Annotated in this window: 15 protein-coding genes; 7 read left to right on the top strand and 8 right to left on the bottom strand. The window is 42.7% G+C overall.

The features are described from left to right. Window positions 1–13 precede the first annotated feature (13 nt). Genes G5S32_RS07325 through G5S32_RS07305 form a run of 5 tightly spaced genes read right to left on the bottom strand, consistent with a single transcriptional unit; the run spans window position 14 to window position 4,590 of the window. A complete protein-coding gene (locus tag G5S32_RS07325; protein WP_165311400.1) occupies window positions 14–1,783 on the bottom strand; it encodes a bifunctional molybdopterin-guanine dinucleotide biosynthesis adaptor protein MobB/molybdopterin molybdotransferase MoeA in 1,770 nt (589 codons plus the stop codon). Continuing rightward, window positions 1,780–2,367, bottom strand: coding sequence for a molybdenum cofactor guanylyltransferase MobA (gene mobA / locus G5S32_RS07320; RefSeq protein ID WP_165311399.1), 588 nt, complete (start codon window positions 2,365–2,367; stop codon window positions 1,780–1,782). The genes G5S32_RS07325 and mobA overlap by 4 nt, the downstream gene beginning before the upstream one ends. After that, on the bottom strand, window positions 2,345–3,055 hold the full coding sequence (locus G5S32_RS07315) for an energy-coupling factor ABC transporter ATP-binding protein (RefSeq protein WP_165311398.1): 711 nt from the start codon (window positions 3,053–3,055) through the stop codon (window positions 2,345–2,347). The genes mobA and G5S32_RS07315 overlap by 23 nt, the downstream gene beginning before the upstream one ends. A gap of 8 nt (window positions 3,056–3,063) precedes the next feature. Continuing rightward, window positions 3,064–3,762, bottom strand: coding sequence for an ABC transporter permease (locus G5S32_RS07310; protein WP_165311397.1), 699 nt, complete (start codon window positions 3,760–3,762; stop codon window positions 3,064–3,066). Window positions 3,763–3,771: 9 nt separating this feature from the next. Beyond that, window positions 3,772–4,590, bottom strand: a complete 819-nt coding sequence (locus tag G5S32_RS07305; RefSeq protein ID WP_246200997.1) for an ABC transporter substrate-binding protein — start codon at window positions 4,588–4,590, stop codon at window positions 3,772–3,774. Window positions 4,591–4,850: 260 nt separating this feature from the next. Between G5S32_RS07305 and G5S32_RS07300 the strand changes: the two genes are divergently transcribed. Beyond that, a complete protein-coding gene (locus G5S32_RS07300) occupies window positions 4,851–6,305 on the top strand; it encodes a sigma-54-dependent transcriptional regulator (protein ID WP_165311396.1) in 1,455 nt (484 codons plus the stop codon). After that, window positions 6,295–8,325, top strand: coding sequence for a sensor histidine kinase (locus tag G5S32_RS07295; protein WP_165311395.1), 2,031 nt, complete (start codon window positions 6,295–6,297; stop codon window positions 8,323–8,325). The genes G5S32_RS07300 and G5S32_RS07295 overlap by 11 nt, the downstream gene beginning before the upstream one ends. 58 nt (window positions 8,326–8,383) lie before the next feature. Here the strand turns inward: G5S32_RS07295 and G5S32_RS07290 are convergent, their stop codons facing one another. From G5S32_RS07290 to G5S32_RS07280, 3 genes are all read right to left on the bottom strand, one after another. Continuing rightward, entirely contained in the window at window positions 8,384–9,283 is a 900-nt protein-coding gene (locus G5S32_RS07290; protein WP_165311394.1) for a mechanosensitive ion channel family protein, read from the bottom strand. A gap of 3 nt (window positions 9,284–9,286) precedes the next feature. Next, window positions 9,287–11,635, bottom strand: a complete 2,349-nt coding sequence (locus G5S32_RS07285) for an AAA family ATPase (protein WP_165311393.1) — start codon at window positions 11,633–11,635, stop codon at window positions 9,287–9,289. Window positions 11,636–11,829: 194 nt separating this feature from the next. Then, window positions 11,830–12,669: a formate dehydrogenase accessory sulfurtransferase FdhD gene (locus G5S32_RS07280; RefSeq protein ID WP_165311392.1), complete on the bottom strand. Its 840-nt coding sequence runs from the start codon at window positions 12,667–12,669 to the stop codon at window positions 11,830–11,832. Between the two features lie 271 nt (window positions 12,670–12,940). Here G5S32_RS07280 and G5S32_RS07275 point away from each other — a divergent pair, with 271 nt between their 5' ends. From G5S32_RS07275 to G5S32_RS07255, 5 genes are all read left to right on the top strand, one after another. Next, on the top strand, window positions 12,941–13,423 hold the full coding sequence (locus G5S32_RS07275) for a DUF3305 domain-containing protein (RefSeq protein WP_165311391.1): 483 nt from the start codon (window positions 12,941–12,943) through the stop codon (window positions 13,421–13,423). Beyond that, the gene (locus G5S32_RS07270) at window positions 13,413–14,042 is read left to right on the top strand and encodes a DUF3306 domain-containing protein (RefSeq protein WP_165311390.1); all 630 of its coding nucleotides are present in this window, start codon (window positions 13,413–13,415) and stop codon (window positions 14,040–14,042) included. The genes G5S32_RS07275 and G5S32_RS07270 overlap by 11 nt, the downstream gene beginning before the upstream one ends. Window positions 14,043–14,238: 196 nt before the next feature. Next, complete coding sequence (locus G5S32_RS07265; protein ID WP_165311389.1) at window positions 14,239–15,900, top strand: 4Fe-4S binding protein; 1,662 nt, start codon at window positions 14,239–14,241, stop codon at window positions 15,898–15,900. Between the two features lie 9 nt (window positions 15,901–15,909). After that, window positions 15,910–16,524, top strand: a complete 615-nt coding sequence (locus tag G5S32_RS07260) for a TorD/DmsD family molecular chaperone (protein ID WP_165311388.1) — start codon at window positions 15,910–15,912, stop codon at window positions 16,522–16,524. A gap of 62 nt (window positions 16,525–16,586) precedes the next feature. Then, the gene (locus tag G5S32_RS07255) at window positions 16,587–16,787 is read left to right on the top strand and encodes a twin-arginine translocation signal domain-containing protein (protein ID WP_165311387.1); all 201 of its coding nucleotides are present in this window, start codon (window positions 16,587–16,589) and stop codon (window positions 16,785–16,787) included. The last annotated feature ends 8 nt before the right edge of the window (window positions 16,788–16,795 follow it).

Raw genomic sequence — 16,795 nt, 5'->3', positions numbered from 1 at the left:
CATTTTTCAAACGCTAGATTCTGCCTTGAAGTGGAATAATTGTCACGCTTTCACCGGATTTAACTGTATCTACTGCTGGTGATATTTCGATTAAGCAGTTAGCTTCGCTCATCGAGCGTAATATTCCAGAGCCTTGTTTTCCCGTCGACTTAACTACTAACTGCCCAAACTGGTTAATGCTGTAGACACCGCGTGTAAACTCAGTCCGACCTTGGCGCGATCGAAGTTCTTCCGTCGCTATAGCATTAACTTTTAACGGTTGCCAATTCAACTCGCCCTGCATTTTACGCAATGCTGGTTCAACAAAATTAATGAATGAGACCATTACCGCCACTGGGTTTCCCGGTAAACCAAAGATAGGTTTATCGTTAATGCTGCCGAATGCGAGCGGGCGACCTGGTCGCATATTGATACGCCAAAACTCAATTGAGCCTAACGATTCGAGTGCTGACTTAATAAAATCAGCATCTCCAACCGAAACTCCACCAGAGGTGAGTACAACGTCCGCTGATTGTGATGCTTTATGTAATGCATCAATCATCGCTTGTTCGTTATCTTCTATGATACTAAGGTCAATGATTTCACATCCTAGCTGAGTTAAAAGCCCCATCAATGTGTATCTATTGGAGTCAAAGATTCGAGAATCATTGGCAGGGATACCCGGTTGTTGTACTTCATTACCCGTTGAGAAAATGGCAACTTTCAGTTTTCGAAATACGGGAGCAGCGTCCATACCTAGTGAAGCAATCATCCCCATTTCTGGAGAATGTAAGCGCTGGCCTGTTGCAAAAACACTTTGACCAATTGCCAAATCTTCACCAGCCTGGCGAACATTTTGACCCGCTTTTATTTTCGCGTCACCAAACGTTACTGTTTTTCCAGATACGGTGGCTTGTTCTCGCATGACAACAGTGTCAGCACCTTGTGGAACGGCAGCACCCGTCATGATTTTTACTGCTTGACCAGATTCAACAACTTTCAAATAAGTGTCACCAGCCATAATTTCAGCGACTATTTGATAGTGCTCGCGATTTAGGTCATCACTGCGTATAGCAAAGCCATCCATCGCTGAGTTTCTGTAAGTTGGGACATTGACGGGGGATGAAATGTCTTTAGCTAACACTCGGTTATAAATGTTTGCTCGTTGAATTGTTTCAATATCTGATAGAACAGGCACGCGATCTAGAATGGATTGGCGACCTTGTTCTACTGAAAGAAAGGCTGGAGATAACGTATCACAGCTTTCAGGAGGCAGTTTTTCTTTACCAAAACGATTAGCGTAATCAACGACAAACTTGGCAATGCTTTCTAAATCATTGATGTTGAGTTGAGGGAGATCGGACTCAACGATTTCATCTGCGGCAATTGCAATGATGTTGTTATCGTTTAAGTAGAGCCAAGGCTTGTTAAGTTCACTTCTATGCAATTCAACCTTTGGGAAAGCTATGTTTTTACAGCCTTCCACTAAGATGATGTCGAGTTTTTCACTGTCGAAACGACTGAGAAGATAGTTGAACTCCGCTTCTGCCTCTGGCGTTTCCGTCATCAACACGTGTCGATTACGTGAAGCAATCAGCATCTGACTAGCTCCGGCCTTGCGTAAGCGATAGCTGTCTTTACCTGGTATATCGACATCAAAATCGTGGTGAGCATGTTTTAGTACACCTAAACGCAAACCCGCACTGGTAAGCATTGGGATAAGCGCTTCAAGCAGCGTCGTTTTACCTGTGCCTGAATATGCGGCAAAGCCTAAAAGGGGCAGACGAGGGCGTTGTAAGCTCATATTTGTAACGCTCCGAATTGGGTTAGTTCATCTGGCGTATTTAAGTTAACAAAACACTGTGGTGAGTCGCTAAAGTCGACATATTCAGTATGACAGTCGTTGTAAAGTAAGATTATCTTTCGATCTCCACGTTCTAAAAATGCTGTGAGCTTAGGAAGGACACGTTTATGGTAAAGCGTAAAAACCGGCTGAGAGTGTTCACCGTCGTGGGCGACAATGATATCGGTTTGCTCGGTCACAACCTGACAAAAACGCTCCACTAAATCTTCAGAAATCAGTGGGCTATCGCAGGGAACAAATCCAACCCAGTCTGTTGGTGCATTCATTAATCCGCTGTGAATACCACCTAAAGGTCCAGGGTAACCTGCAAAACTGTCGCTGATAACCGTTCCGTAGTGGCTGTATTGTTCTAGATTACGATTCGCATTGATAAGTATCTTAGATGTTTGTGGTTTCAAACGTTCTATGACATGTTCAATTAGCGGTTTGTTATTAAGCTTAATAAGCCCTTTATCATGTCCACCCATTCGAGTCGCTTGCCCTCCGGCAAGTATGACCCAACTAGTTTGAGAGGGAAGTAACATTGGTACTCTCTTTTTCTGGTTTTACTATGTGTAGCAATGGTGTTTCGATAAGTGTGCAGTCATTTATCCACCATTGTTTCTTGCAAATTGCAGTCAAGGCGTTGGCTTGATGGCTGGTAATGACAAGGCTAGAGCCTCTGGCTAGCAAGTCCTTCGCCATGATGACCAATCTATCGATGGATTCTTGGTCAAGTGAAGCACTTGGTTCGTCCATCAACAAAATGGAGGGATTTAAAATCCAAGCGCGGGCCATCGCCACTCGCTGTTTTTCTCCACCGGAAAGAACGGAGATATGCTCATCAGCTAACGTTTCTAAGCCAACCATTCGTAGAGCATTGATGACTGTAGAACGTTTTACCTTGGTACTCAGTGATGAAAACTTAATGCCGTAAAGCACATTTTGGTAGACAGTTGCATCAAACAAGTAAGGTGTTTGATGTAAATAGATAACCTGTTGGCGTGCTGATGATTGAAAAACTCGTTGCCACCAAGGTAAAGAGTTAGAAACATTGCCTTTTGAAGGCTTTTGAAGACCTGCCAAGACTTTCAGTAACGTTGTTTTACCGACACCATTGTCTCCTTTGAGATAAATGGCATCGTTTGGTCCTATAGAAAGATGATCGATATGAAATAACACACGATCTTTGAAACGCATTGATAACTGTTGAGCGTTAAGTGTTATCGACATTCTTATCCTTACGTTCTCAAAAAGCCTTTTCCACGCATTGCAGAAAGAGCAAAATTCAAGGCTAGTGCTAGGCATAGTAGCACCATTCCTAATGCAACTCCTTGAGCAAAAGCGCCTTTGTGACTTTCCATAGCAATAGCTGTTGGGATATTTCGGGTCAAGCCCATAATATTTCCACCAACCATCATAGAACAGCCTACTTCAGTAACGATTCGTGAAAAACTCGCAATAACGGCAGCGAGAAGAGGAAATCGGGTTTCCCATATGATAGTGGCTGCAATTCTGGGCGTTGAAGCGCCAAGAGTCATTGCCGTCTCTACTGAACGCCTGTCACTCGACTGCAATGTGCCGTGCATCATAGACACGAGAATAGGGAAACAAATCATCATCTGACCAATGATCATTGCTTTCTGAGTAAAGAGCAGAGACCAGTTCCCAAGGGGGCCAGAACGAGAAAGAAGCATGTACAGCAACAAACCAATGACGACTGTAGGCACTGCTTGTAGGGTATTTATTACCGACAACAACAGCCATTTCCCTCGAAAGTTACTGTACGCAAGTACGAAGGAAAACAACATCGCGGGGATTAACACCACACAGATAGCAGAAAGAGAGACACTAAAGGAGACCGCAACGATCTCCCATAGTTCAGCATCAAAATTGATCAGTAACGTAAATGCTTCTTGAGTAGTTTGCCAAAGGCTCATACAAGACCGTTATTTGTCAGCGTTAGCAACAAAAAGCTGTTGACCGTTTAGAGTAAAACTGTTGATTTGTTGCTGACCTTCTGCAGAAACTAACCAATCACTGAAGGCCTTGGCACCTTCGTAGTTCGTTGCAGGATAACGTTCTGGGTTAATGAGAATGACTTGATAAGGGTTAAATAGCTTATCGTCGCCTTCAAAAACAATTTTAAGTTCCAGTTTGTTTTGGTATGCCAGCCAAGTACCACGGTCAGTCAGAGTGTAAGCTTGCATTTCAGACGCCATGTTAAGCGTTGGCCCCATACCTTGACCAACAGACTTGTAGCCGCCAAAGTTTGGTTCAATTTTCGCTTGAGCCCAAATACCTAGCTCTTTCTTATGAGTACCTGAATCATCGCCGCGTGAAATGAAAGTCACGCCATCTTTCGCGATGTGGCTAAACGCATCCAGCACATTTTTCTGTTCAGTGACTTTAGCTGGATCATTGTTTGGACCAACCAAAACAAAATCGTTGTACATCAATTTGCGAGGTAGAACGCCAAAACCGCTGTTCACGAAGTCAGCTTCTGATTTAGGAGCATGTGTCATCACTAAATCAACGTCGCCATTTTCGCCCATTTTAAGCGCTTTGCCGGTTCCAGTAGCAATAACATCAACTTTGTAGCCTGCTTCTTTTTCAAAAATAGGCAGCAAATAGTCTAGTAAGCCTGAATGGTACGTACTGGTAGTGGTCGCTAAACGAATACGGTGTGCATCATCTGCACTTGATGCTGAGTAGCTGACTAAAACCAATGACGCCGTTGCAAGAGTAAGAGAAACTTTATTATTCATTATGAAATCCATTTTGATTTTGGGCTGAGCTAATTCATTCACTAACCTTCACTGAGAAAGTTAGCAAAGCAGACTCTATAGCAAACTAGATGCCAGATTTAAACCAAGGTTTTTTGTATGGGAAATAGACAATATCATGATTTGTATTAGAAAATTAGGCGATAGCGCACAATTGTAGGGACAAAATGTCTCAGTATAGACACATTGGTAGTATTGTTATGTGAGTCGTTCTGTCCTAATGAGTTATTTTCGAGAAAATCATGACTAATACTATAGACTCCAAACAAGCGCCTTTGTACCAAGCATTTTCAGTCCTTGTCGTCGATGATGAACAGGGAATGCAGACCATTTTAAAAAAGGCGCTCACTAAATGGTTTTCTAAAGTTGATTGCGCAAGTTCAGTGGATGAAGCTGAGTCACTACGTAGCGAAAATCACTACGATTTGATTATCCTCGATATCAATTTGCCGGGTAGGTCTGGCATCGAATGGGAAGAAGTCTTCAGCGACGAATATAATAAAGCAGAAGTTATTTTCATGACCGGCTACGCGGATTTGGAAACGGCAATCAGTGCTTTAAAGCTAGGAGCATCCGATTTTATTCTCAAGCCTTTTAACCTCGAACAAATGATGCAAGCCGTTAAGCGCTGTATGGATAAATGCTTAAATGAGCGTATGCAATATGCGCTCAAACATGATTTCGAACGTCATACAACCAGTCAGATCATTGGCCAGTCAGAGAAAACTAAGCAACTGAAACAGCTTATCGTGCAGTTTTCGCCTTCTCGAGCTTCTGTATTAATTGAAGGTGAATCCGGGACAGGAAAAGAATTGGTGGCACGAGGAATACATGAAGCGAGTGGGCGTAAAGGACCATTTGTTCCAGTGAACTGCGGAGCTATTGCGCCTGAACTATTAGAAAGTGAGTTGTTTGGACACACTTCTGGAGCCTTCACCGGAGCGAAGAAAAGTCGTGAAGGTTTATTCCGAGTTGCGAATGGTGGCACCTTGTTTCTGGATGAAATAGGGGAAATGCCATTAACCATGCAATCATCATTGCTGCGAGTATTGGAGCAGCGCGCTATCCGTCCTGTAGGATCTGAAAAAGAAATTAACGTTGACGTGCGTATCGTTGCTGCAACGAACCGCAATTTGCAAAAAGAAGTGGAACAAGGACGTTTTCGCAGTGATCTTTACTATCGTTTAAACGTTCTTAAAATTGATGTCACCCCCTTACGTGACCGTAAAAGTGATTTAAGGGAGCTAGTGCCGTTTTTTACTCAGAAACTGTGTAAAGAGCTGGCTATGCCACTACCAAAATGGGCTCACGAAGATGTGAGTGCAATGAACGACTACAATTGGCCGGGCAATATTCGAGAACTCAAAAACCTGATTGAACGTTGTATTTTGCTCGGTAAACCACCAGCACATTACTGGCGTGAGATTAGTGGTATACCGCATCCTACTAATATTTCAGTGACATTGTCACATGTGGCAGGCGTGCCAGAGTATATAGAAACAAGGGATCGAGAGCCTGCAACAGGTTATCCCAACGCTTGGACGCTCAAAGATGTCGAACGCGCACACATTGAACAATTAGTTGAGTTTCATGACGGCAATAAGTCTGCAGCGGCAAGAGATTTGGGCGTCGCAAGAAAAACACTAGAACGTAAATATAAAGAGTGGGAAAGCGAAGGATCTGAAAATGTGGAATGATTTTCCGTTGTGGCGTAAATGGAAAAACCGATTCCAAACTATGGTTCGTTATCGTTTATTGATTCTCACATCTGTACCAATAGGCTTCACGTTACTCGCTCTGATCGGCATTTCAGTATACTGGTCGCTACATTACACATGGCAGAGCACACTCATTGATGTGGCGGAGCGTCTTGGGGTTGCAAATCGTTCTATTGCAATGCAGCAGGATAACCAAGCCAACCGAATCCAAGCGCTTGCAGACTCATATGAGTTTAGAAGCAGGCTTAAAAACCAACCTTTTCATGATGTTGAACTGTGGGTCAATAATCAGAGGGAACGGTATAAGCTTGATTTCTTAACGTTCCAAACTATTGATAGCTCTCTAGAGAGAGAGAATTATCTCACTCTGAGCGAGAAACAGGCGTTTTTTGACGTACTCACAGTCAGTGAACTTAATCGCCGCTCACCAGATCTAGCTCGGAGGGCAACAGTCAAACAACTGGCTGAAGAATCCTTTGAAAGTAGAGGGTTAGTAAGCCGAACCGTGATCGCTGTAAAGGATGAAGAGCAACAACTTGTTGGATTTCTTGATGGTGGTTTGTTGCTAAACAACAGCACGACATTAATTGATGAGATCCGTGACATTGTTTACCCATTTGCACACGATAAACTTAGACCTGTTGGGACGTTAACCCTATTTTTGGATGATTTACGCGTCAGTACTAACGTCCCTCTTAATAGTGATGAGAGAGAAGGGCGTGCAATTGGCACAAAGGTTTCCAATGAAGTTAAGCAAGCAGTTTTAGTGCAAGGAAAAGATTGGATAGACAGAGCCTATGTATACGATGCTTGGTATATCACTGCGTATCAGCCAGTCCGAGATCAAAATCAGCAGGTTATAGGGATGCTATACACCGGTTATTTAATGTGGCCTTTTGTTAAGACATACCTTACCAATATTTTAGAAATCGCTGTCACAACCTTGGTTTTACTTGCGGTATCAAGTTTGTTTGTTTATCGCGGATCTCGCGACTTGTTCCGCCCAATTGAACGCATACATAGGGTAGTAAAACTTGTTCAATTGGGTAAAAACCAACGCATAGGGAAAATTGGGTTGGATGAAAAGCATGAGCTTGCGCAGCTAGCTAAGCAGTTCGACAACATGCTTGATCTCCTTCAGCAAAGAAATAATGAAATTCAAAATGCAGCCAATGAACTTGAAGAGAAAGTCCATTCCCGTACTACCAAATTGAGAGAAAAAACCGAGCAGCTAGAACACCATATTGAACTGCTTCACACCACTCGAGATAAACTTATCGTTCATGAAAAACTGGCAGCTCTTGGCGAGTTAACGGCTGGAATTGCGCACGAAATTAATAACCCGACAGCAGTGATCCTCGGCAATACCGAACTTATTCAATTTGAACTAGGCGAGGATAGTGCAAGAGTGGAAGAAGAGATTCAAGCTATTCTCGAACAGGTAGACAGAATACGAAATATCACCCGTAGTTTGCTTCAGTACAGCCGACAAGGCGGCGTGCAGGATGAAATTACTTGGCAACATGTAAATCCAATTATTGAAGAGAGTATTACGCTAGTAAAAACTGGAGCGAAGAAGCGTGACATCGATTTCGTTGTCGATCTTAAAGCTCGTACCTCTGTGGAAGTGAATCGACATCTTCTGTTGCAGATACTAGTCAACTTACAGATGAACGCCATACATGCGATGAACGGAAAAGGAAAGCTGACAATACAGAGTAAAGATTGGTATGAAGAAGACCGCTGTGCTGGCGCAATTATCATGATTGAAGATGAAGGTTGTGGTATCAAACCAGAGAACCTCAAACGCATTTTTGACCCCTTCTATACAACAAAACGTGATGGCACTGGGTTAGGACTGTCGGTTTCCCAAAGTATGCTCAGTCAGACTGGGGGAGAAATTCGTGTGCAATCGGAGGTTGGTAAGGGCAGTGTGTTCAGTGTCTTTTTGCCAGTCAAAGCAGAAACAGATGTCATCATCGCCAAAACAGTCTCTTGATGTTTCAAGTATTGAAAAGAAAAGACCTCCAAATGGAGGTCTCTCTAATTGAGCCGAGTTATTGAGTTTGAATCGCTATCTTTGGCGGCTTAATGCCATGCTGTTTGAATTCATCCATAACGCGCAAAGTAATATCAGTTTCAAATAGCTTCTCATATGTAGTATCGACCACATAAGCCTTACAGGTTAATTGCACCGCCAAATAGTTATCAGTAATGGTTTGTTTAACCAACACTGCGACAGGCTTAGGCAAGTGGATATAACGACTGGAAGATGCCGCTTCTTGAATAAGGTTACGTGCCAATACGATGTCTTCATCCATGCCCACATAAAAAGGTATTACCACCTGCATATCAAGTGCGCCATAGTTACCGCTGACTGCGACTTCGTTTAAAAACTTGTTATTTGGAATCGTAATAATGTCATCTGATAAGGTTCGCATGCGAACAGAACGCAAACCAATGGTAATAATATCACCATAATGCCCCTCAAAGGTGACGCGGTCACCTACCTGAAATGGGCGGTCAATCATCACTGTCATACCGGCGATAAATGATGCAGCTAAGTCCTTAAGTGCAAAGCCGATGGAAACTGCTAGCGTACCACCAATCAGTGTTAATATTTGATCATTAATCCTAAAGCTCAAGACAAATACCACTACACCAGCAGTCATATAGATAAAGAACTGAAGGAAAGATTGGAGTTTCTGCAGCAGCATTCGATATTGTGCGAATTGACTCCCTACAGTATCGACTATCGAACTCATGAATTTCAGTAGTAGCCACGTGCCTGCGATGATGAGAATGGAGAAGAACACACCGCTCCATCGCACTAAACTGGCAATCTGTTGGAAACTTTCTGCATTGACAGATTCTTCCGCTGCATAAGTTGGCCATGCTAGTGCCAATAAAGCGATTACAATTAAACGAGAAAATAAATGTGTGATACTTTTCATCATTGTTTATTTCACCAGTAGATGTTGGCGATCAAGAACGTTGGTAATAGTGCGATACCAGTGATCAGAAACTCGGGCTTTGTCTTCCGCCCATTCAAGATATCCACGGCTTTGGAAATAACGCACGATACCAATCACTTCAGCAATACTAAGTTGAGTACATTTAGATAACTCTTCACTCGATGCTACTTCAAGTTGCACAATAGAACGCAATACCGCGAGCATTGGCTTAGGCATTTGTTCAAGGTCTTGGGAATCAGGAACATGAAATAAACTGACATTCACAACACCAGTTTCTTTATTGCGATTCAACGAGCGACGGAAGAAACGTAATGCAACGGTAGGATTACCATCCGAATAGTGCCAGAGTATGCGGTAGAAACCTTGTTTTGCACGCTCGTCATCGCTGGAATCATCTTGATCCCACTGACGTGGAACGACGAGGCCATCAAAGCAAACCGGTGATTCGATATCGCGGTTGATACGGCTATCCAGCAGTGCTTGCATCTGTTTCTCATTCCAGCGAGGCAGAGCCGTCACCCAGTCAAACAACAAGCGTTCACCGCGTGCTCTATCAACAAATCGCCAGTTCGATTTTTCAATAGCCATGATGACACGATGATTTTTCTTAGAGCGACGAAGTAGATTCGTTAACTTCATCAAACTGTTTAAGCCACCGACCATTGGCTTTACGAGACGTTGGGCGTTATCTATTGCGATGAGATATGTTTGCTCGCTTTTACGTAAATGGGAGAGTATTTGTATCTCAGATGCGTCGTCTTCTAACCCCAAACTTAACGCCAATAATTCTAGCAATTCGGTATAGCCTGAATATGGGCAGTTTAAATACAAAGGCTCGGCGTTTTTCACTTTGTGTAGCAAGGTGTATAGCAGCGTTGTCGTACCGATGCCACGTTCGCCCGTTACTACACAGATCGCAGGGCTGTCTGTCATCAGATATCGAGATAACTGCTTAATCTCATCGGAAGCGTAATCAATCAGTTCACTGTCGATTGAACCCGGCAATATGTATTCAAATGCCTCATTGCCTTTAATCCGAACGTGGTTGTGATCTGAAGCGATACTCTCATTCTGCTTAGCCACTTCAATTCTAAATAAATAGGCAAGAGCCTGACTAAAGAAGGTGTAGTTGGATAGTGCAGCAATTAGGCGGTATTGCAATGCGTGCATCAATAACCAAGCAAGAGTGAGTGTGGTTGCAAAAACTCTTACCGCAAATGCATCTTTTTTGCTGATGGTCCAGTTTACCCACAGAGGTCTGTCTGAAGCTTTTTCTGCATAAGCAAAGATGCGCTCACGCCAAAGGTTGAGCACTGAGACAATCATGACAAAGAACCATGCGTACATAGTGTTGAGAATCCAGTAATAGATGGTTCCCTTACCCAAAGTTCGCATAGACAGCTGAAGGATCACACCTGTAATAATCACTGTCCATACAATACGACGAATAGTGCTGAGCCTTAAAGCCATTAACGTTTTGTTAGAGGTATGGCTGGTTCGATAGGTAAATTCGAGAATCAAGCTAACCGCAATAGCTCCGCCCCAAATCCAGCAAATAAATATTTCTAGGAAAACAAGGTGTTGAAGACTCTTGATCTCTGCCAGTACTTGCAGTGAAAGCGTAATGGCAATTAGCCAGGCAATTGCTTTGTTTGCTTTACTGGCGTACCAAATGATCCTCGCCCATAATGACGGCTCAGATTTGTCTTTTAAATATGTATTTCTAAACAGTTCTATCAGACGACGACTGTGACGTAACCACCAGACCAATAGAAAATAAATAAACAACACCTTACACACAGACCAAATGAAGGGCACTGGTGATATCAATAAGTCATCGAACAGTGACTTGAAACTTCTAATTTGAAAGAAGAACAAGTATTCAACGTTGAGCTGAGCCAACTTCCATTCTTGCTTGAACTGAGTGACACCCGTTGGGCCAAAGCCGGTAATTTCAGCGCGAGTATGTTCATCGACAGAACGTAACAGATGTTGTTTCGATTGAGTTAAACTTACTTGAGTGAGATAGCTCTGCTCCAAGTTAAACCAGTTAAAGTCATCGTTCTGGTTTCGATAAGCAATCAGAGATTGAGAGAAGTCACTGATGTTCTTGGATTGAAGAGATAGTGTTGTATGCAACAGATTAGAAACGACCAGATACTCTCTTTGCGTCATAAAGAGCGAATCTGGAAGCTTTTTTATCTGTTGTTCAATTTCTAAAGCGCTGTTATTCGCTTTGGGAGTTGTGCTGATATCATCAGCATCCCATTCAGCGTGAGCAAGCTGCCCACTGGCTAGCCAAAATATCAAGAAAAGACGTAACAAATTTTGCATATGCGTTATCGTTAAAGTAAGCCATTGATTTCATAAAATAGTGTAGATCGTATATCGGGTTTTAGATACAGGAACACTGAGTAAAAAATGTAATCAAAATAACGCTGTATCAAATCTGATACGCCCATGTATATAAGGTTGTATAGAGAGTTTTTACTTATTTGAGTGACTTATTTTGTGAGCGATTGAATTCATCACTCAGATTCATCTGCCAAATGACCTTTAACATCAAATTCTATTTTCTCCACACCGCTATACACTTGAAAACGACGACCTTTAGCTCGTGCAATCGTGGTTATGCCAAACTGATGTGCCAACTCTAAACCCATTTGTGTCACACCAGAGCGTGATAACAAAACGGGAATGCCCATTTGAGCGACTTTGATGACCATTTCTGAAGTCAATCGCCCAGTGGTATAGAAAATCTTGTCGTCACCAGTCTCTCCGTTAAGCCACATTTCTCCCGCCAGGGTATCTACAGCGTTATGGCGGCCAACATCTTCGACAAAAGAAAGTACTTCATGACCTTGGCACACCGCACAGCCATGAACTGCGCCAGCGGCTTTATAGGTGTCGTTATGATGGGTGAGAGCTTCAAGCGCATCGTAAATTGCCGATTGCTTAATCGGAGATTGTGGAACCTTGTAGCCTTCAAGCTGTTTCATCACATTGCCATACATGGTTCCCTGTCCGCACCCTGAAGTAACAGTTTTTTTCTTCAACGCAGGTTCTAAATGCTCAAGAGACTCATTGGTAATGATGACAGCACTATTGGTTTCCCAATCAATAATGACTGATTCAAGTGCTTCAGGATCGTTGAGAAAACTTTGGTTCTTCAAATACCCAAGTACCAAGGCTTCAGGCCGAGAGCCTAATGTCATTAAGGTGACTATCTCTTTCCAGTTAAGCATGACTGTTAAAGGACGTTCGCATGCAATAGATTTAGTTAAACGTTCACCGTATTCGTCGAATACGTCAACTTCGATAGTTTGAAGTGGGTTTTCACTGGTTTTTATGATTTTTGGTTTTGCCACGTGATATTCCTGATGGAGTGTTGATGCATTAAACAAATTAATAGGCACTGATTGATAAACAAGTTAGAAACAGCAATTTCTATTCCACTGCTTTTCAGTGAGTTGAGCCGATTAGGACATTTTCATCATTTAAGCGCAAATTAATGCGACATTTAACCCATGACATTCGCAAAATACCAACTAGGCTTGAGTCAATGGCTTAATATTTGCTTTATGTCACTTTACACAACTATATAAACATAAACAAAAACAAGAATTGATTAGGTTTCCTATGTCAGAAAAACAAGTACAAGCTCAGCCTCTTGTAGCAAACCAACCTAAGGCAAAAACAGAAAACAGTTGGCCGATAAATTGTCGCCTCAAAGAACATGAAATCACGGCAGGGATGTGGGTAACCACACAATGGCAATTGCTTGGATTTGACCTAGTTGTGGACGAGAGTTCAGAGCACGTTGCTACTCTTGAGCTCTATCGGGATGAACGCACAGACTACCGATTCAATCTCAGTTCTCAAAGCCCAAAACTGTTTCTAATCTTGGAACAACCGGAAGACGGTGAAACACCAAAAATTATCCGCTTAATCGCATCACAAAGCGTGGCTGGTCAGTATATGGATGGAGAATACTTGGTGCTATCCAATGACATGCCATTACCCGTTCAAGCATGGATGGAAGCCTTCATCGGTAGACACGGAGAACTGTTAGAAATCCGTGGTAAGAAGCGCAAAGGCGCGGGGAGGTCTAGTGGTCAATGATTCATTCTTAACGCGTTGGTCCAAGCGCAAGCTTGAAAGTGAGAAAGAGGATTCTGTCTCTCAATCGGCTGATAAGAAAGCGATTGAAACACAATACGTTAATAACGATCCAGAAACAGCTAAGGAAAATGTTTGTCTTGGGAATTCGCCAGTAGAGACAATGGATTCCTGTTCAGCAAGTGAAACCGTCAGTAACTTAGCCCATCATGCCGACAGCGGTTCTAAGAGCCATGAAGAGGCTCAAACACTTGCTTCGTTACTTACCTCCGAAGCTGATAGAGAAATCAAAAAGGCTGCTCTGCGTAAATTGTTTTTAGGTGGAGAGTTTAGCGAAGTGTGTCGAATGAATGATTACGCACAAGATTTCAGTTCAATTAAACCTCTCTCTCCGGAAGTTGCGCAGACTCTAAGGGGATGGTTGAAGGAGTCGACTGAAAACTCAGAGCAACAAGGTGAATTGTTGACAGAAAACCAGCCAGCTATGGATGAGATTATTGATGGATCAACAGGTTCAGAGACCGATTTGGACTCGTTAGACCAAGCCGAGTCGATTGAAAACGAGATAGAGCCTTTGGCCGAGCATTCTCAATTCGAAGGTGAGACAAAAAATACCATATAAATCATAGGTACATTTTGACTAAACGATAAATAAGCATGTGAGACAATTTGTCTCATAACATGGATACATCCTTACTTAGCTTAGTGTTATCTACGTATATTGTTGTAATTATTGAATAAATTTATTGGAACACTATTTGCTAATATAGGTTCATATCCAGATAAAAAGTGTGTGGATAAACACTGGAAGCGAGCAAATGCTAAAACAATACTTACAACAATCGACTTCGCAAAATGGAATCGCGCGGTATTCTGCCATTGAAAATACCGTCGAACTAGCAAACCTTATTCCTCCAACCGTGAGTTACGAAACCTCTGGAGATACATTGATTATCGGCCCAACAAGCCTAATCGAACGTATCGCAGAGCAATTACCTCAAGTTCAATCTATCTCTTTACTTTCCGTTGATGGAGAAAAAGGTAAAGAGCCGAATGTCTACTTTGCAGATAGTGTTCAAATTAGCGGCTATCTCGGTGCTTTTGATGTTCAAATACAAAATCATGGTGTCTCAACCTCGCTATCTAAAGTAGCTATTGGTAAAGACTCGTTCGATATTATCCTCGATATGTCTTTGAACGGTGTGATGACTGAAGAAGTCCCTGTTCCCGGATATTTTCCTGTCGGACGTGGCTATCCTAAATTGGCTGATGCACTAGAACAAATCCCAAACTTGGTCGGTACATTTGATAAACCGAAGTTTTTCAGACTGGATACCGATCTGTGTGCGCACAGTTCTCGCGGTGTAAAAGGCTGTGAACGTTGTGTAGATGCCTGTCCAGCCGGCGCATTATCAAGTGAAGGTTCGGATAAAACCGGCCATAGAATCGAGATAAATCCTTATCTATGTCAAGGCGTTGGTACATGTGCGACAGCTTGTCCCACTGAAGCTATTCACTACGCATTACCTACACCAAAAGAGACACAAAAGTTTATCGAACGTTTGTTGAGAAACTATTTTCAGGCTGGTGGCGAAAAACCGATTGTTCTTATCTGTGGTTCAGAACATGAAACTCATAATTTAATGGCGCTGAAAGTCCTACCAGAGAATGTTATTCCTGTTACCGTAGAAGAACTACCATCTGTGGGGATAGATACTTGGTTTGCGGCATTAACGAATGGTGCAACACAAGTGCTATTTGCCGCAAGTCGTCGTATGCCCAAAACGATTCAACGTGTTCTTGAACAAGAGGTTGCAACGGCTCAAACATTGCTGTCGCAATTAGGATTAGCTAAAGAGACTATCAACATACTTTATTTGGAAACGCTTCGTGAAGGAGCTCCAAATCTAGTTATTGAAGATCTACAACTTCGTCTGGGCGAGTTAGAAGGCAATAAACGTACTCGTTTGTTTACGTCACTTGATGCGCTCGCCCAACAATTCAATATTGCTCAAGTTACTCAGCCACTGGAAGCCTCTTCAGTGTATGGAGCGATAGAGTGTTCGACTAAAGATTGCACCTTATGTATGGGGTGCGTTGCAGTTTGTCCAACTCGCGCCCTTCATCATGATGGAGACATTCCCGGAATTAAGTTTGTTGAACAAGATTGTGTTCAATGCGGCCTATGTATCAAAGCTTGTCCTGAAAATGCGCTAACAAGCGTTCAGCAAATGAACTGGAATAAAGTTGCGCGTCGATCTGCGGTCACACTGCATCAAGAAGAGCCAGCGAAGTGTCTGCGCTGTCATAAACCTTTCGCACCACAATCGATGATCACAATGCTGCAAAATAAGTTACAAGGTCACTCACACTTTGCGACACCTGAAGCCTTGAACCGTATTGCTATGTGCGAAGACTGCCGAGTGATCGATGTGTTCGAGTCAATGGCTAACGATCCAGAACAACAGTTGAGATATTAGGAGTAGAGAATGGAACAGCAACAATCAATGCGCTCAGATATCTATTTATTGCTGGCAACTTTGTTCAGACAACCGCCGACAAAAGAACTTTTGGAATTTCTTTCAGATTTAGAGTTTGAAGATAACGGCACACCAATGGCTCAAGCGTGGTCTGAGTTATCGATAGCATCAGCGAAAATCAATCTTGAAGCGGTCGAGGATGAATATCACGAATTATTCATTGGAATTGGCCGTGGGGAAGTTGTGCCATTTGCATCTTGGCACTTAACCGGTTCATTGATGGAAAAGCCACTTGCCGATATTCGTTTAGATCTCAGCCAACTCGGTCTTGAGCGTAGCGAGAATGTAAAAGAACCGGAAGATCACATAGCTGCGCTTTGTGAAACGATGGCTTATTTATGTGAACAAACTGAATCGGCACAGAAATCGTTTTTCAATAGTCATTTAGCGCAATGGTATGAGCGACTTGTCACTCAAATTACCGATGCGCAACACACCAGTTATTACCATGCGGTCGCCAAATTGATGGATGCATTTTTGTCTTTAGAAAAAGTGTCTTTTACTGAGGCGAAGGTAAGTAAACGCAATACTCACAAAATAGAAGTAAAGAACCTGACTGAATAAGTGCCAACGCACCTTCAGACTTACCTTGTTGGCAACAGCAGGGACGAGATAAGGAAGCAATGATGAAAAAACAACAACAAGACATCGACACAAGCAGACGTGACCTGCTCAAAGGACTTGGAACTGCCGCGGTAGCGGGTGCTGTAGGAGCAACCGTTTCACAAAGTGTCAGTGCACAAGAGCCATCTTTAACTGTACCTACAACAAAGAAAGACGGTTATCACGAGACTCAACACATCCGTGATTACTACGACACGCTATAGGAGCTCGC

It is taken from the genome of Vibrio ziniensis (assembly GCF_011064285.1).
Lineage (GTDB): Bacteria > Pseudomonadota > Gammaproteobacteria > Enterobacterales > Vibrionaceae > Vibrio > Vibrio ziniensis.
The sequence above is the reverse complement of the archived record's forward strand: the minus strand, read 5'-3'. Positions and strand labels throughout refer to the sequence as shown.

What these genes read in the sequence shown, in the direction of transcription:
- G5S32_RS07325 (WP_165311400.1), bottom strand. Translation starts at nt 1,783, where the DNA reads ATGAGCTTACAACGCCCTCGTCTGCCCCTTTTAGGCTTTGCCGCATAT.
- mobA (WP_165311399.1), bottom strand. Translation starts at nt 2,367, where the DNA reads ATGTTACTTCCCTCTCAAACTAGTTGGGTCATACTTGCCGGAGGGCAA.
- G5S32_RS07315 (WP_165311398.1), bottom strand. Translation starts at nt 3,055, where the DNA reads ATGTCGATAACACTTAACGCTCAACAGTTATCAATGCGTTTCAAAGAT.
- G5S32_RS07310 (WP_165311397.1), bottom strand. Translation starts at nt 3,762, where the DNA reads ATGAGCCTTTGGCAAACTACTCAAGAAGCATTTACGTTACTGATCAAT.
- G5S32_RS07305 (WP_246200997.1), bottom strand. Translation starts at nt 4,590, where the DNA reads ATGAATAATAAAGTTTCTCTTACTCTTGCAACGGCGTCATTGGTTTTA.
- G5S32_RS07300 (WP_165311396.1), top strand. Translation starts at nt 4,851, where the DNA reads ATGACTAATACTATAGACTCCAAACAAGCGCCTTTGTACCAAGCATTT.
- G5S32_RS07295 (WP_165311395.1), top strand. Translation starts at nt 6,295, where the DNA reads ATGTGGAATGATTTTCCGTTGTGGCGTAAATGGAAAAACCGATTCCAA.
- G5S32_RS07290 (WP_165311394.1), bottom strand. Translation starts at nt 9,283, where the DNA reads ATGATGAAAAGTATCACACATTTATTTTCTCGTTTAATTGTAATCGCT.
- G5S32_RS07285 (WP_165311393.1), bottom strand. Translation starts at nt 11,635, where the DNA reads ATGCAAAATTTGTTACGTCTTTTCTTGATATTTTGGCTAGCCAGTGGG.
- G5S32_RS07275 (WP_165311391.1), top strand. Translation starts at nt 12,941, where the DNA reads ATGTCAGAAAAACAAGTACAAGCTCAGCCTCTTGTAGCAAACCAACCT.
- G5S32_RS07265 (WP_165311389.1), top strand. Translation starts at nt 14,239, where the DNA reads ATGCTAAAACAATACTTACAACAATCGACTTCGCAAAATGGAATCGCG.
- G5S32_RS07260 (WP_165311388.1), top strand. Translation starts at nt 15,910, where the DNA reads ATGGAACAGCAACAATCAATGCGCTCAGATATCTATTTATTGCTGGCA.
- G5S32_RS07255 (WP_165311387.1), top strand. Translation starts at nt 16,587, where the DNA reads ATGAAAAAACAACAACAAGACATCGACACAAGCAGACGTGACCTGCTC.